The following is a 13,304-nucleotide window of genomic DNA, read 5'->3' on the forward strand; positions in this document are numbered from 1 at the left end:
CGGTCCCGGCATGGACGCGCAGCGCGTCCATGAAGCCGTGCTGGCCAGCGGCGACCCCGTCTTGGGGGCCACGGTCCACCACGTGACCACGAACCACGACGAAGGGCCTGTCATCGCCCAGCGACAAGTCCCGGTCGTGCCCGACGACACCCCCAAGACGCTGGCCGCTCGCATCCTTCGCACCGAGCACCTCCTCCTCCCGACCACCGTGCAAACCATGGCCTTGGACCACCCCCCTGACCGATCCCCCGTCCCCCTTGCGAACCATCGCCCGGCCCGTCAGGCGCCGCCAGAGAGCCAGCCAACCACAGTGACCATCGGCGACTGCTCGCCAAGATCTGTGCCAGAGCAACTCACCGACACAGCCAGAGTGGCTTACCTGCGGGGAGGACATCCAGATTCCCCGAAGCCGCCAGGCACGGACGTGTCAGGAGACCAGCCAGACTGCCGGTTGCGAGCGCTTTCCTGACCGCGCCGGACGATCCACGTACGGCCGGACTTGACATCCCGTGGGCTGTGGCCGGGGACCGGCCAACGCTGAGCCGGGGAATGCTTTGGCGCAGGGCCTACCGAGTTCCACCTGAAAACCCCCGGCGGGGCCCGGGCAATCCGACGAGGCGACCCGGGGGGCGGTCGGGGGCGCGATGGCTGTCGGTGGCTTTCGCCAAGTAGGGGGTGAGACCGCCGACCGGCGCTCCGCAAACGCAGGTCCCATGACCACCGGCCCGGACGACAAGCAGCTGCTGGACCGTACGGCACGCGACCTAGCCTCCTTCGAGCCGCTGATGGAGCGCCATTCGACAGCCCTGCACGGCTACTTCGCGCGCCGTACGCCCGGAGCCGCCGCCGATCTGCTAGCCGGGCTGTGGCTCCAGGCCTACGCGACGCGACACGGTTTCGACCCGGCCCGCGGCTCCGTACGGGCCTGGCTGTTCGGCGTGGCCAGGAACGCGCTCTTTGCTCACTGGCGGCTGGTCGCGGCGGCCCGCCCGGGCACCCCGCGGGCCTCCGGGGACGACGCCCCCTGGGAAGCCGTGGACGACCGGCTCGTCACGGCCGCCGTGGCCCCCAGGCTGCGCGAGCTCCTCGCTCAGCTCCCCGCCGACGAACGGGAACTACTGCTCCCGGTCGCCTGGGAGCAGCTGACGCCCAGCGAGGCCGCGGACGTGGCCGGTATTCCCGCCGCGACGGCCCGCACCCGTCTGCACCACACCCGCAACCGCATGCGCTCGGGCACGCCCTTCGACCTGACCGGAGACCTGGCATGACCGAACGCGACGACCTTCTCGACTTCCCAGGCGCCGACGAACTGGTCTCCGACCTCGACAACTTCCGGCTACCTGCCAGAGCACATCCCTCAGTGGCTGCCGGACGACTGGTTTCGTCTCGCAGTCCATGACACCTCACCGAAGGCGATGGGACGCAGCATCACCTACCCACGCTTCGCCGCCGTCCAACTGGTGCAGATCGCCACCGGCCTGCAACTTGGGGAGGCCGCACGCTTCCTTGGAATCCCCGATTCCTGGCACCAAGTGCCCGTCCAACAACGCAAGCTTCATTCCCGCAGCCGCTACCGCTACCGGACCGAAGACCTCTCCGTTTCCCTCGAACGGGTCGGCAGACACATCGCTCAGATCGAATCGCCGGTGAACTACCGCGCACGCCGCATGAGCCACTCGGACTGGACCCTCAGTCCTGAAAAGTGGGCGAGCCTGACCGCCTCACTCCCGAGACAAACAGGCCGTCACACCATCCCTGACCAGCTGATTCATGCACGCGTGTCCAACATCATCTGGTCACGGCTCACCGGCAGCGAGTGGCGAACTCGGGCCCAGTATCTTGATCCGCTTCCCGTCCATCAGCTCCCTCGACATGGGAGGCAAACAGGCGGAGGCAGTGCAGCACCGCATCAAGCACAGAACCACTCCCTACCACCGGGGACTTGGCGAACTCATCAACCAGGTTGTCGCCGCTGAACGTCGGACGGGCGTGGGGCAGGCCAGGAGGTGAGGGGTAGCGGACCGCGGTCGATGACGGTGCGGATGCAGAAGGTGCTGCGGGCGTCGCGGATAGGGCCGATGGCCAGGATCTGGTCGGTGAGCACTCTCTCGAAGGTGCGCAGGTCCGGCACGGCGAGTTCGACGAAGAAGTCGGCATCGCCGGAGACCACGTGGCAGGCGACCACGTGCTCGATCGCCTTGAGTGCCTCTTCGACCACTTGGGAGGTGGTGCGGGAGTGCTCGACCTTGAGGGAGAGGAACACCGTCAGCCCGAGGCCGAGGCGCTCGCGTTCCAGATCGGCCCGGTAGCCGGCCAGGACCCCGTCCTCCTCCAGCGCCTTGGTGCGGCGCAGGCAGGACGAGGGTGACAGGCGTACGGCCTCGGCGAGGTCGACGTTGGGGGTGCGGCCGTGGCGCTGGAGGTGGTCCAGGATCGCCCGGTCGATGCGGTCATACAGGGGGCGTGGCATGAAATGCAGCGTAGCGGCCGCATCGGCGAACAATCCTGCGCCGCAGAGCCATCCGGGCACTGATTGCGCCATCGCATGCGGCCCTTGCCGGCGCATCCTGGTCACGCGCTCCGGCCGGTACGCCGGACCCGTCGCTTCCGTACTCCTCTCACGCACATCGGACTGCCTCATGCATCCCTTCCCCCTGGAACCCGACCGCGCCGCGATGACCGAGATGGGCCGTCTCGTCCTGGACCGTGTCGTCGACCGCACTGAAAAGCTCGCGGCCCGCCCCGCGACCAGCCCCCTGTCGCCGCGGGCCGAGGCCGAGCTTGTGGAGTCCTTCCTGGCACCCCCGCCCGACCGGGGCGGCGACCTGAGGGCCCTGCTCGCGCGCCTGGACGAGGCCGCCGACTGCGCTCTGGAGACCGCCGGGCCCGGCCATCTGGCGTACATCCCGGGCAGCGGTCTGTACTCGGCCGCGCTCGCCGAGTTCTACAACCGTGCCGTCAACCGCTACGGCGGCCTGGCCTCGGTGGCTCCGGCCCTCGCCGCGCTGGAGGAGAGTGTGATCCGCTGGATGGCCCGCGATGTTTGCGGCCTCCCGGAGGGCAGCGGCGGCCTGCTGACGAGCGGTGGCTCGATGGCCACGTTCTCCGCGACGGTCGCCGCCCGGCACGACAGGCTCGGCGAGGATCTCGCCGGCGGCACCGTCTACACCACCGCCTTCGCCCACCACTCCGTCGCCAAGGCCGCCCGCCTCGCCGGCATCCGCGCGGCTCACATACGTACCGTGCCGCACACCCCGGACCTGCGGATGGACCCGGAGGCCGCCGCCGCGATGATCCGCGCCGACCGGGACGCCGGGCTGCGGCCGTTCCTGCTGGTGGCCACCGCCGGCACCACCGACACCGGCACAGTCGACCCGCTGCCTCAGCTGGCCGACCTGGCCCGCCGCGAGGATGTGTGGTTCCACATCGACGCGGCCTACGGAGGCTTCTTCCGGCTCACCGCGCGCGGCTCAGAGCGCCTCGGCGGTTTCGAGGAGGCCGACTCGATCACTCTGGACCCGCACAAGACCCTGTTCATGCCGTTCGGCACCGGCGCCCTGGTCGTCCGCGACATCGCCGCCCTGCACGCCGCGCACGACGGCACCGGCAGCTACCTCCAGGACATGGGGGCGGCGGGGAGCGTCCCGGACTCCGGTCAGCTCGGGCCCGAGCTGACCCACGAGATCCGTGGTCTGCGGGCCTGGCTTCCCCTGCACCTGCACGGGGTGGACGTCTTCCGCGAGGCTCTGGACGAGAAGCTCGACCTGGCCGAACACGTCCACGACACGCTGTCCGGCGTCGCGGAGCTGGAGGTCCCGCAGCGCCCGGACCTGTCCACCGTGATCTTCCGCGTCCGTCCCGCTGACGCCGGCCCGGCCGCCGCCGAGCTGGCGGACGAAGCCAGCCGCCGTCTGTTGGAGCGGATCAACGGCCACCGGCGCATCGTGCTCTCCAGCACGGTCGTCGACGGCCGCTACACCCTGCGCGTGTGCGTGGTCTCCCACCGCACCCACCACGACCGCATCGCCGAGGCGCTGCAGATCATCACTGCCGAGGTCAAGCGCCACACCACCGCGTAGCCAGCGATGGCCCTGGATCCCGAATCCCTTCCCGCCAGGGGAACAGCCATCGTGACCGGTACCTCCTCGGGCATCGGTGCGGCCTACGCACGTCGGCTCGCTGCGGATGGTCACGATCTGGTGCTGGTGGCGCGTCGCGAAGAGCGTCTCCGCGCACTTGCCGCGGAGCTGACCGGGCAGCACGACGTACGAGTGGAAACCGTCGTCGCGGATCTGGGCGATGCCGGTGACCTGGATCGGGTTGCCCGGCGAACCGCCGAGGACGACGTCGAGCTGCTGGTGAACAACGCGGGCATCAACGGCTACGGCCCCTTCGCCGAGACCGATACAGCACTGCTGGAGAAGGTGATGGCCGTGAACGTGGTGGCGCTCACCCGGCTCGCTCGTGCAGCCGTGCCGGGCATGCTGGCACGCGGCCGCGGCGCCGTGGTGAATGTGGCTTCCACCCTCGCCTTCGCCGGTTCGCTTCCGCCGGACCCTCTGCCGGTGCGGGCGGTCTATGGAGGCACCAAGGGGTATGTAGTCACCTTCAGCCGAACCCTCGCCGCAGAGTTGGACGGTGCGCCGGTTCGTGTCCAGGTGCTGTGCCCCGGGCTGACGGCAACCGAGTTCCATCTCACCCAGGGCCAGGATCCGGTAGCCGGTGATGTATCGCGAGTACACGACGACGGAGGCATGCCCGCCGAGGACGTGGTGACCGCTTCGCTGAGGGCCTTGGAAACCGGCGAGGTCGTGTGCGTGCCCGGACTGGTCGACGGCGAGGCGGTGGATCGCATCGTCGCGGCGGAATTCGGGCTCCGCTCCTCGTCCACCGGCACACTCGCCCCGCGATACCAGAACCCCGCCCAGCAGTGAGTCCCCGGCCGCCCTTGACAGTCGACCGGAAGAGGCGGAGCCACCGCTCTCAAGTCCGTCTTGCGGAGCCCCCGGGGGCGCTGGGCAGGTACGGAGGGCCTCGTTCCGCGAGAGACACGGTTCGAGGTCCTCTGCTCAGTCCGCCGGGCGCGTGGCTGCTGACGTATGCCTCGGCTTCAAGACCCAGCGGGCCACTGCCGAAGAACCGGTAGTTGACCCTTAACGCCTGGTGCTGAAAATCCACGGCCCTGCACTTCCTACGGAGCTCCCTGCGGCCGGCAGTCGTCAGATCCTGCCCTTGGAACTGCTGCCAGGTTGGAACGTTCCTGTCACGCGGTGAGGTGCGTGGGCGGCCGGCGGACCTCAGCCGGCCGCCCATGAGCTGGAGCGATGCCCCGACCCGATGCGTAGAACGCTCCTGAAATGGGGGTACACGGAGCTGCGGACAGAGCCCTTTTCAAAGAGACCCAACCCCAGAAGGTGGGGAACTCGCTGGGGCCAGCTTTCGATCCTCGCGGGGGCCAACTGCAAATCGGCGCAGCCCGCTGACATCGTCGATGCCCGAGGGCACGGGGCCAACCATCGATCGAAGTCACAGCTGGCGCCCTCACGGTGGGATCACGGCTCGGCCAAACCCGACGGCGCCGACGTTACCGTCGCCCGGATCGACACCTGTAGAAGGTGAACGGCTGGACAGTTCCGCCCCACCATCCTGGAGCGCCCCGTGGCGAGCACCGCTGGCGAGCCGAATCCACCCCCGCCCGCACCCGGAGACCCTCTCCCCAGCCCTCTCCACGCCAGGGCAGCGCCCTGCGGGTGTTCGCCCAGGCCAGACCCGGCGGGCAGAGGGTTGCCGCAGTTGTGTCGAGAACATCGCGCCAGCTCCGTCCCAGGGGCACGAGCGGCCACGACGGGCCGTGTGACACGGGAGGAATGATGATCCACCGGATGGATCACGCCGGCGTTGTGGTCGAGGATCTCTCGGCTGCTATCGCGTTCTTCGTCGAACTGGGCCTGGAACTGGAGGGCGAGGCAGCAGTCGAGGGTGAATGTGTGGACCAGCTCCTCGGGTTGGGACGGCGTCCGAGCGGACAACGCCGTCGTGCGGACCCCGGACGGCCACGGCCGGTTCGAGCTGACGACGTTCCACACGCCGGTGGCCACCAGCATTGCGCCGAGGACGCCGATGAACACCCCGGGCGTCCCTCGCGTCACGTTAGTCGTCGACGCCGTCGACGACGTCCTCAACCGCCTGCGCGCCCACGGCGCCGAACTCGTGGGCGAGGTGGCGCAGTACGGGGACATCTACCGGTACTGCTACGTCCGCGGCCTCGACGGCATCATCATCGGGCTGGTCGAGGAGCTCAACTGAAGTTGATCGCCAGTCAGTACGTTCCACACCAGACTTCCGTTCCAGAAAGGACCGTCCGTCATGGCTGTCGCCGATGACCTTGACCACGCCACCGACTCGCAATGGGACTGGGTCGCTGAGCAGACTCGTACGTATCTGGCCTCGGGTGGCACCGAGGGACACGAGTCGAACGGCGTCTACACGCTCGTGCTCGCCACGACCGGAGGCAGGACCGGCATTCCGCGCCGCACAGGCCTGATCTACGGCACCGCAGGCGAGGACTTCGTCGTCGTCGCCTCCAAAGGTGGTGCCGACGAGGATCCGGCGTGGTTCAAGAACCTCCAGGCGGACCCGAGCGTCGGGGTACAGGTCGGCGGCCGTCGGTTCACCGCTCGCGCCCGGGTCGCGTCCCCGGCCGAACGTGAGCCCCTCTGGCTCCAGATGGCGCGCATCTTCCCGCTGTACGACGAGTACGCACAGAAGACCGACCGCGAAATCCCGATCGTCCTGCTCACTCCGCAGGACTGACCCTGACTCAAGGATCTTGACGGGCACATCGTCACCGGGTGACCCCGAGTCAGTCCTGCACGGCTTCGGTGAAGAACTCCGGTGGTGCCTGCAGGTCGTGGGCGCGAAACAGGACGGCGTGCTCGACGCCCATGGCCTTGCCGCTCATCGCGGTGAACTTCGGGATGAAGTCCTCGGGGGCGGGGTGGTCCGGGAGCGCGGCCAGGTACGCGGCGTGCGCCTCGAGCGAGGCGACGCCGCGGCGCAGCGGCTCACCCGTGACGTCGACGCCGTGGGTCGCGCCGAAGCCGGGGAGTCCGGGGACGATGAGCCACCGCACGGAGTGCGGTTCGAGGTCCTCGTCGTCGACCTGCTCCGGGAAGACCCACCGGTTGCCCGCGTCGCGCACCGCGTCGAGCGTCGCGAGCCCGGCCGCGCGGTGGTCGGCCTGATCGAAGCCATAGGGCGTCTCGATCGCGTAACCCGTGCCGAGTACGACGTCGGGCTTGAACCGGCGGATCTCCCGGCAGATGTCCCGGCGCAGGTCGAGGCCGTAGACGAGCACGCCGTCCGGATGTTCGAGGACGGTCAGGTGCTCGACGCCGACGACGGCGCAGGCGGCCTGCTGCTCGGCGACGCGCAGGCGTGCCGTCTCCTCGGGAGGGTTCGGCATGCCGGCCTCGCCGCGGGTGAGCAGGAGATAACCGACCTCGATGCCGCGCGTGGTCCAGCGAGCGACGGCTGCGGACGTGCCGTACTCCATGTCGTCAGGGTGCGCGACGACGCAGAGCACGCGCTGGAAGGACTCCTCGGGGAGGGCAGGCAATGTCATGTGGCCATCCTTCCGCGTTCAGGGCCCGCCGTCCGCCGTTTGGAGGTGCCGATGAGCCTCGGCCCAGCGGACAGCGAGCCGGGTGCTGAGCCCGGTCAGGGTGAACAGAGCGCCGGTAGGCCCGCCAAATACACGGGCTGCGGACCGGTATCCCGGTTGCCGCTGAAGACATGCCATGAACTTGAGACTGATATTGGGGTGGCAACCCGTGAGACAGCCAGACACCCGCAGGTCGAACAAGATCGACATGTCGTGCGCGGTGAGACCCTGCACCAGCTGTAGGGTCTCAGATTTCACTGCACAGTCTCAGAGGGCGTTACGCGAGCCTTCGTTAGCTATGTTGCTGGTTGATGGGTTGATGTCTGGATCGGGGTCTTGCGGACTGGTGAGGATGCGGTCTGCTGGTAGTCGTGGGCGGGCGCGGGCCGTATCTCAGTGACCTGCCGGAGGAGGCGTGGGAGCTGATCCGGCCGGTCATCACGGCGTGGAAGGGGCGGCACCCGTCGGTCAGTGGCCATGAGGGCCGCTACGAGATGCGGGAGATCGTAAACGCGATCCTCTACCAGGCCCGCACCGGCTGCCAGTGGCGCTACCTGCCGCACGACCTCCCGCCGTACGGCGCGGTCTACTACTACTTCGCCAAGTGGCGTGACGACGGCACCGACCAGACCATCCACGACCTGCTGCGCTGGCAGACCCGGGAGAGCCAGGGCCGCCACGAGGATCCCAGCGCGGTCGTCATGGACACCCAGACCGTGCGCGCGTCGGTCAACGCGGCCGCCGCCACGACTGGCCTGGACGCGGGCAAGAAGAGCCCGGGCCGTAAGCGCGGCATATCCACCGACGTCCTGGGCCTGCTCCTCGCGGTAATCGTGGTCGCCGCGAACGTCCACGACAACGCCATCGGCACGGCCCTGCTGGACAAGGTCGCCGCCCACAACCCCACGGTGACCAAGGCGTGGGTAGACGCCGGCTTCAAGAAGGCCGTGGTCGAGCACGGTGCCCGCCTCGGCATCGACGTCCAGGTCGTCCCCGCGATCCGGACGCTGTCGGGTTCGCGCCCGAGCCGAAGCGGTGGGTGGTCGAGCAGACCTTCGGCACCCTGATGCTCCACCGCCGCCTGGTCCGCGACTACGACACTCTGCCGGCCAGTTCGGCCTCGATGATCTACTGGTCGATGACTGATCTCATGGCCCGTCGCCTCACCCACGCCGCCGCCTTGACCTGGCGCGATCCGCCACCCGTCGGCATGAGGACCCACACGCGCGGGGGTGCGCATGCGAGAACTGCTCGACAGGATCGAGGCGCGACAAGCGGCAGCGCGTGAGGAAATCGGCCGCTTGCGCGAACAGATCACCCAGCTCACCGGGCGGCTATCCGCCGCCGAACGATCCCTGGAACGGCTGGAGATCACCCGCGAGACGCTTCTGGACCTCGCGGAGGAGACCGACACCGGCGGTCCGGCTCCCCTCCCGTCGGCCTATCGCCAGATCCTCGCCCTGTTTGAACAGGGCGAGGACGGCTTGCACGCCAAGGACGTCTGCCAGGCACTCGGCCTCGGGACCGAGCCCCGCCACACCGAGAACACCCGCGCAAAGTTGAAACGCCTGGTCAGCCGAGGCATGCTCACCGAATCCGAACCCGGAAAGTGGAGTGTCGACGGGTTCGTCGGTGGACGATCTGTGAGTGTTCGAGCTGTTCACCCTAGCTGACTGCGCCTACTCGTCGGCCACTCGAATGGGTGAAGATGTGCCAGTAACTCGCAGATTTCAGGAGTCAGTTCCGTAATTGGCATGTCCGTGGTGGATTCCGATACCGGTCGCTTCACGCTGATCAGTGGACGCGGCGAGCCGAGCGGGACCGCGGGGCAGGAAGAGGGCCTGGCGGACGTCCTCACGCTGCAACGTCGTGGTTTCCATCCCTCGTCCCGCGAGGCCGAGGAGGCGCTCTACCAGGACACTCTCGCCGAGTACTGCTGGGCCCGTGATGTTGCCGGGCTCGCGGCGACGACGCTGAACCAGCTGGCGCAGCCGGTGATCGAGATCTGCAGCTTCCACGGTGTTCTACCGTGGGAGCTGTCGTCGCGGATGCTGGACCAGTACTTTGCCGGGCCCGGCAAGCGCGCCCATTCCACGGTCCGCAAGAAGATCACGAGTATCGACCAGTACTTCGCGTTCCTGGAACAGCGGTACGCCGGCGAGATCCTGCGCAGGTTCGGCGCGGCGGTCGAGTCGCCGGTCGACGCCTTCAACCGGCCGCGCCACCGGGGGGATTTCGGGCTGCGGATTCCTCCGTCGCGGGCCGAGATGAAGGCGTTCTTCGGCTCCTGGCGCCAGGAGCTGGAGACGGCGCGCAAGTATCCAGTGGCCGTCCGCAACTACGTGATGGCGAAGACGGCCTACCTCTCCGGGGCGCGCGCCACCGAGCTGTGCCTGGTCCGGCTCGGGGACCTGCACTGGGACAGCGGCCAGTGGGGCCGCTTCCTGGTCCGGGGCAAGGGAGCCCGCGGGTCCGGGCCGCGCGAGCGGGAGGCGTTCATGTTCGCCGAGGGGCGCGCGCTGCTGTGGTGGTACGTCGAGAACGTCCGGGGCCTGTTCCCGGACAACTGTCTTGATCCGTATGCCCCGTTGTTCCCGTCCGAGCGGCTGCCGACCGCGCTGGGAGCGGACCTGCCGATCGCGCCGGCGATGTGTGCCGACACCTTCCGCCGTTCGCTGCGCCGGGCCTCGCTCGCGCACCTAAAGGGCACGGTGACCGTGCTCTTCCCGCATCTGCTGCGCCACGCGTGCGCGACCCACAACTATGAGGACGGAATGCCGCTTTGGGATGTTCAGGTGCTGCTGGGGCACGAGTGGCCGACCACCACGGTGGGCTATCTGGCGACGGCGAAGGGGGATCCGGAGCGCGCGAGTCTGGAGTCGTCCCGGCGCGCCGTACGCCGGCTGAGCGGGGAGGTGTGAGGCCGTGAAGTGGAATCTGCGCTGGGTGGCGGCGAAGCGGGACATCTGGCGGCCCAGTGATCTGAAGACCGCGTTCGAGCAGGTCGGGTTCACACCCTCGCTGAACAAGGTGTGCGCGCTGTGGTCGAGCAAGCCGGTGACCGTACGGCTCGATGATCTCGACATGATCTGTGCCGCCCTCAACTGCACGGTCGCGGACCTGATGACGGCGGAGCCGGTCGCGGCCGAGCAGACCGAGGAAGGGGACCGGCCCCAGGCCGTCGGTGAACATCCACGCGCAGGCAGCGGCAGCCGTCCCGTACCGAAGCAGACGGGCGGCGCGGTCGGCCAGCGCCGCCCGCTGCCGCCCAACTGACCATGCAGCGCCCGAAGTTGCCAGCGTCGTGCGCCCTGTGCGCGGCCTGGGGACCGGTCACCGCCCGCGGCCTGTGCCCCGGATGCCGGGACGGCCGCTACCGGGTCGCGCAGGGACGGCTTCACAACGACGTCTGCCGCCGGTGCGGCTGGCCGGCGGTCGTGGGCGCGGACGGCACCTGCCGGGGCTGCCGCATCGCCCTGCGCCTGAGCGAGGATGATGAATGAAGATTCACCATCTTGAAGTCGCTGGTCACGGGGCTGGTGTGAGCTGTTGATCGTGTACTCCTGCTGGTCGCGGGCGGTTGTCGGAGCTCAAGATTGTCTGCTGTTTCGGTGATCGCGGATCCACGGGTTCCCTGGCGTGAGTGTGGTGCCTGTCCGTACGATCCGGGCAGGCGGTGCGTGCAGGTGGCTAGGGAAGCGGAGCCGGACCTCCGTGAACGGATCACGGCCCGCAGAGCCGAACTGGAGGCGCAGGCAGAGACGTTGAGCGTCGTCGACGCGGGAGACCCGGAGGGTTTGCAGTGCTACCCATCTTCTTTGAAGGCTTGGGTGTCGTCGCGCTCGTCATTTACGGCGTGGGGATCGGGGCTGGCTATCTGATCGCGGGATCCAATGGCGCCTGGATAGGCATGACGTTGGCGGCAGTCACGATAGCGGTTGCTGGCCGGCTCTTGAACGACGAGTGGAAATGGGATTGGGACGCGGAGCACAGCCTCTATGGCATTCCGATGCAATACTGGGGGATTATCGGTCTTGTCTGTGAGGCTTGGATTCTTGGCCTTGGACTCTTCGCTACTTAAGGTCCATCACCTTAAAGTCGCTGGTCACGGGGCTGGTGTGAGCTGTTGATCGTGTACTCCTGCTGATTGTGGGCGGTTGTCGGAGCTCAAGATTGTCTGCTGTTTCGGTGATCGCGGATCCACGGGTTCCCCGGCGCGAGCGAGGCGCCTGTCCGTACGATCCGGACGGGAGGTGCATCAGGTGGCCATGGATGCGGAACCGGGCCTTCGGGAGCTGATCACGGTCCGCAGGGCCGAACTGGAGGCTCAGGCAGAGAAGTTGAGCCAGCAGCTTCAAGAGGTGCGCGACGAACTGGAGGAGCTCGCCGTCGCCGAGCGGGTCGCACGTCGGCTGGTCGAACGGCTGCACGTCGAGACGGAACGGGAAGCGACACTGGCGCAGGCTGCCGGGCAGGTCGCGGGCCGTGTTGTGCTGCTAGTGTCGCAGCGCGAGCGCGGCATGGACGAGGCGGTCCTGCCCGAGGACTATCAGCGGATCATGGATGTGGTGCGGCGTGCGGATGCGCCGGTGATGGTCAAGCAGGTCTGCGCCGAACTGGGGATATCCACCAAGCCGGCCCGCTCGGAGGCGATGCGCGCGAAGCTGAACCGGCTGGCCGAGCGGGGCTGGCTGCGCAAGTTGACCGACGGGAAGTTCACCACCACACCGTGAACGTGCCCCGGCACTCACAACATGCCGTTCGCGCCGTAACGTCCGTGCTCCCGGCGGCAATTGATGTCGTATGCGAAACAAGACCAGCACCGCCAGGGGCACTGAGACGGTTGTCTACCAGTCCAGCCTGCAGCTGTCCACGGCCACGTTGACCTTCCTCGGCGACCTGCTGCGCGGCCATTTGAAGAAGATCCGCTCGCGGTGGCGCAAGCTCCCGCCCGGGAAGATCGCCACGATCGTCCTAGCCATTCTCCGCCATGACCAGCGGCTTGCCGACATGGCGGGCGGCAACCGCATCTCCGCGACCACGGTGCGCCGCTGGGTGATGGAGGTGATCGAACTGCTCGCCACGCGAGCCCCACGACTGGACCGGGCGCTGAAGAAAGTCACCCGAAAGGGCGGCCACGTCGTCCTGATCGACGGCACCCTCATCCCCACCCGGCGCCGCACCGGAGCGGACAACCGTCGCAACTACAGCGGGAAACACAAGGCCCACGGCCTGCTCTTCCTCGCGCTCACCGACGACAAGGGCCGCCTGCTGTGGCTGTCCGCCGCCCGCCCGGGACGCTCCTCGGAGATCACCACCGCCCGCTACACCAAGCTCGTCGAGCACCTGCGGTCCCACGAGCTGGGCGCCATCGGCGACCTCGGCTTCACCGGCCTGGATGACGACCCGGACAACCCCGTAGTCATCACCGGCTACAAGGACGCCCGCACCAAGCCGCTCACACCGGCGAAGAAGCAGGTCAACAAGCTGATCGCGTCCGTGCGCGCGGTCTGCGAGCACGCGTTCGCGCACCTGAAGAACTGGCGCATCATCACCAAGCTTCGCCTGCACGTGCGTCACGCAACTGCGCTCCTGCGCGCCCTGCTTGTGCTGACCAACATCGAGGTCGCACGCTGACCGA

The 13,304-nt window shown here is 68.2% G+C and carries 13 protein-coding genes and 2 pseudogenes; 13 read left to right on the forward strand and 2 right to left on the reverse strand.

What is annotated here, in order from left to right:
- Window positions 1-10 precede the first annotated feature (10 nt).
- Both FGD71_RS50185 and FGD71_RS16150 read left to right on the forward strand, forming a co-directional pair.
- Window positions 11-469, forward strand: coding sequence for a formyltransferase family protein (locus tag FGD71_RS50185; RefSeq protein WP_420878307.1), 459 nt, complete (start codon window positions 11-13; stop codon window positions 467-469).
- A 244-nt stretch (window positions 470-713) separates the two neighbouring features.
- On the forward strand, window positions 714-1,268 hold the full coding sequence (locus FGD71_RS16150) for an RNA polymerase sigma factor (protein ID WP_119101154.1): 555 nt from the start codon (window positions 714-716) through the stop codon (window positions 1,266-1,268).
- A gap of 686 nt (window positions 1,269-1,954) precedes the next feature.
- Here the strand turns inward: FGD71_RS16150 and FGD71_RS16155 are convergent.
- Window positions 1,955-2,470, reverse strand: coding sequence for an Lrp/AsnC family transcriptional regulator (locus tag FGD71_RS16155; protein ID WP_119101155.1), 516 nt, complete (start codon window positions 2,468-2,470; stop codon window positions 1,955-1,957).
- A 169-nt stretch (window positions 2,471-2,639) separates the two neighbouring features.
- Between FGD71_RS16155 and FGD71_RS16160 the strand changes: the two genes are divergently transcribed.
- From FGD71_RS16160 to FGD71_RS16175, 4 genes and pseudogenes are all read left to right on the forward strand, one after another.
- A complete protein-coding gene (locus tag FGD71_RS16160) occupies window positions 2,640-4,079 on the forward strand; it encodes a pyridoxal phosphate-dependent decarboxylase family protein (RefSeq protein ID WP_119101156.1) in 1,440 nt (479 codons plus the stop codon).
- A 6-nt stretch (window positions 4,080-4,085) separates the two neighbouring features.
- Window positions 4,086-4,934 carry an SDR family NAD(P)-dependent oxidoreductase gene (locus tag FGD71_RS16165; RefSeq protein WP_119101157.1) on the forward strand — a complete coding sequence of 283 codons (849 nt, stop codon included), beginning with the start codon at window positions 4,086-4,088 and terminating at the stop codon, window positions 4,932-4,934.
- A gap of 933 nt (window positions 4,935-5,867) precedes the next feature.
- Window positions 5,868-6,306, forward strand: a pseudogene (locus FGD71_RS16170) (VOC family protein).
- A 60-nt stretch (window positions 6,307-6,366) separates the two neighbouring features.
- Window positions 6,367-6,813 carry a nitroreductase family deazaflavin-dependent oxidoreductase gene (locus FGD71_RS16175; RefSeq protein WP_119101158.1) on the forward strand — a complete coding sequence of 149 codons (447 nt, stop codon included), beginning with the start codon at window positions 6,367-6,369 and terminating at the stop codon, window positions 6,811-6,813.
- 49 nt (window positions 6,814-6,862) lie between these two features.
- On the opposite strand, the gene FGD71_RS16180 is transcribed toward FGD71_RS16175, so the two are convergent.
- On the reverse strand, window positions 6,863-7,624 hold the full coding sequence (locus FGD71_RS16180; RefSeq protein ID WP_119101159.1) for a PIG-L deacetylase family protein: 762 nt from the start codon (window positions 7,622-7,624) through the stop codon (window positions 6,863-6,865).
- Between the two features lie 410 nt (window positions 7,625-8,034).
- Between FGD71_RS16180 and FGD71_RS16185 the strand changes: the two are divergent.
- The 7 genes and pseudogenes from FGD71_RS16185 (at window position 8,035) to FGD71_RS16215 (ending at window position 13,300) form a co-directional block, all read left to right on the forward strand.
- Window positions 8,035-8,951 (forward strand): annotated as a pseudogene (locus FGD71_RS16185) (IS5 family transposase).
- A complete protein-coding gene (locus FGD71_RS16190) occupies window positions 8,902-9,336 on the forward strand; it encodes a hypothetical protein (RefSeq protein ID WP_119101161.1) in 435 nt (144 codons plus the stop codon). Before FGD71_RS16185 ends, FGD71_RS16190 begins: the two are co-directional and overlap by 50 nt.
- 81 nt (window positions 9,337-9,417) lie before the next feature.
- Window positions 9,418-10,584 (forward strand): tyrosine-type recombinase/integrase, encoded by a 1,167-nt coding sequence (locus FGD71_RS16195; protein WP_119101162.1) that lies wholly within the window; start codon window positions 9,418-9,420, stop codon window positions 10,582-10,584.
- 4 nt (window positions 10,585-10,588) lie between these two features.
- Entirely contained in the window at window positions 10,589-10,939 is a 351-nt protein-coding gene (locus FGD71_RS16200; RefSeq protein ID WP_119101163.1) for a helix-turn-helix domain-containing protein, read from the forward strand.
- Window positions 10,940-11,465: 526 nt separating this feature from the next.
- Window positions 11,466-11,744, forward strand: coding sequence for a hypothetical protein (locus FGD71_RS16205; RefSeq protein ID WP_119101164.1), 279 nt, complete (start codon window positions 11,466-11,468; stop codon window positions 11,742-11,744).
- A gap of 187 nt (window positions 11,745-11,931) precedes the next feature.
- Window positions 11,932-12,396, forward strand: a complete 465-nt coding sequence (locus FGD71_RS16210; protein WP_119101221.1) for a hypothetical protein — start codon at window positions 11,932-11,934, stop codon at window positions 12,394-12,396.
- Window positions 12,397-12,466: 70 nt separating this feature from the next.
- A complete protein-coding gene (locus tag FGD71_RS16215; protein ID WP_119101165.1) occupies window positions 12,467-13,300 on the forward strand; it encodes a transposase family protein in 834 nt (277 codons plus the stop codon).
- Window positions 13,301-13,304: the final 4 nt, after the last annotated feature.

Origin of the sequence: Streptomyces sporangiiformans, assembly GCF_005768555.2 — a bacterium.
GTDB lineage: Bacteria > Actinomycetota > Actinomycetes > Streptomycetales > Streptomycetaceae > Streptomyces > Streptomyces sporangiiformans.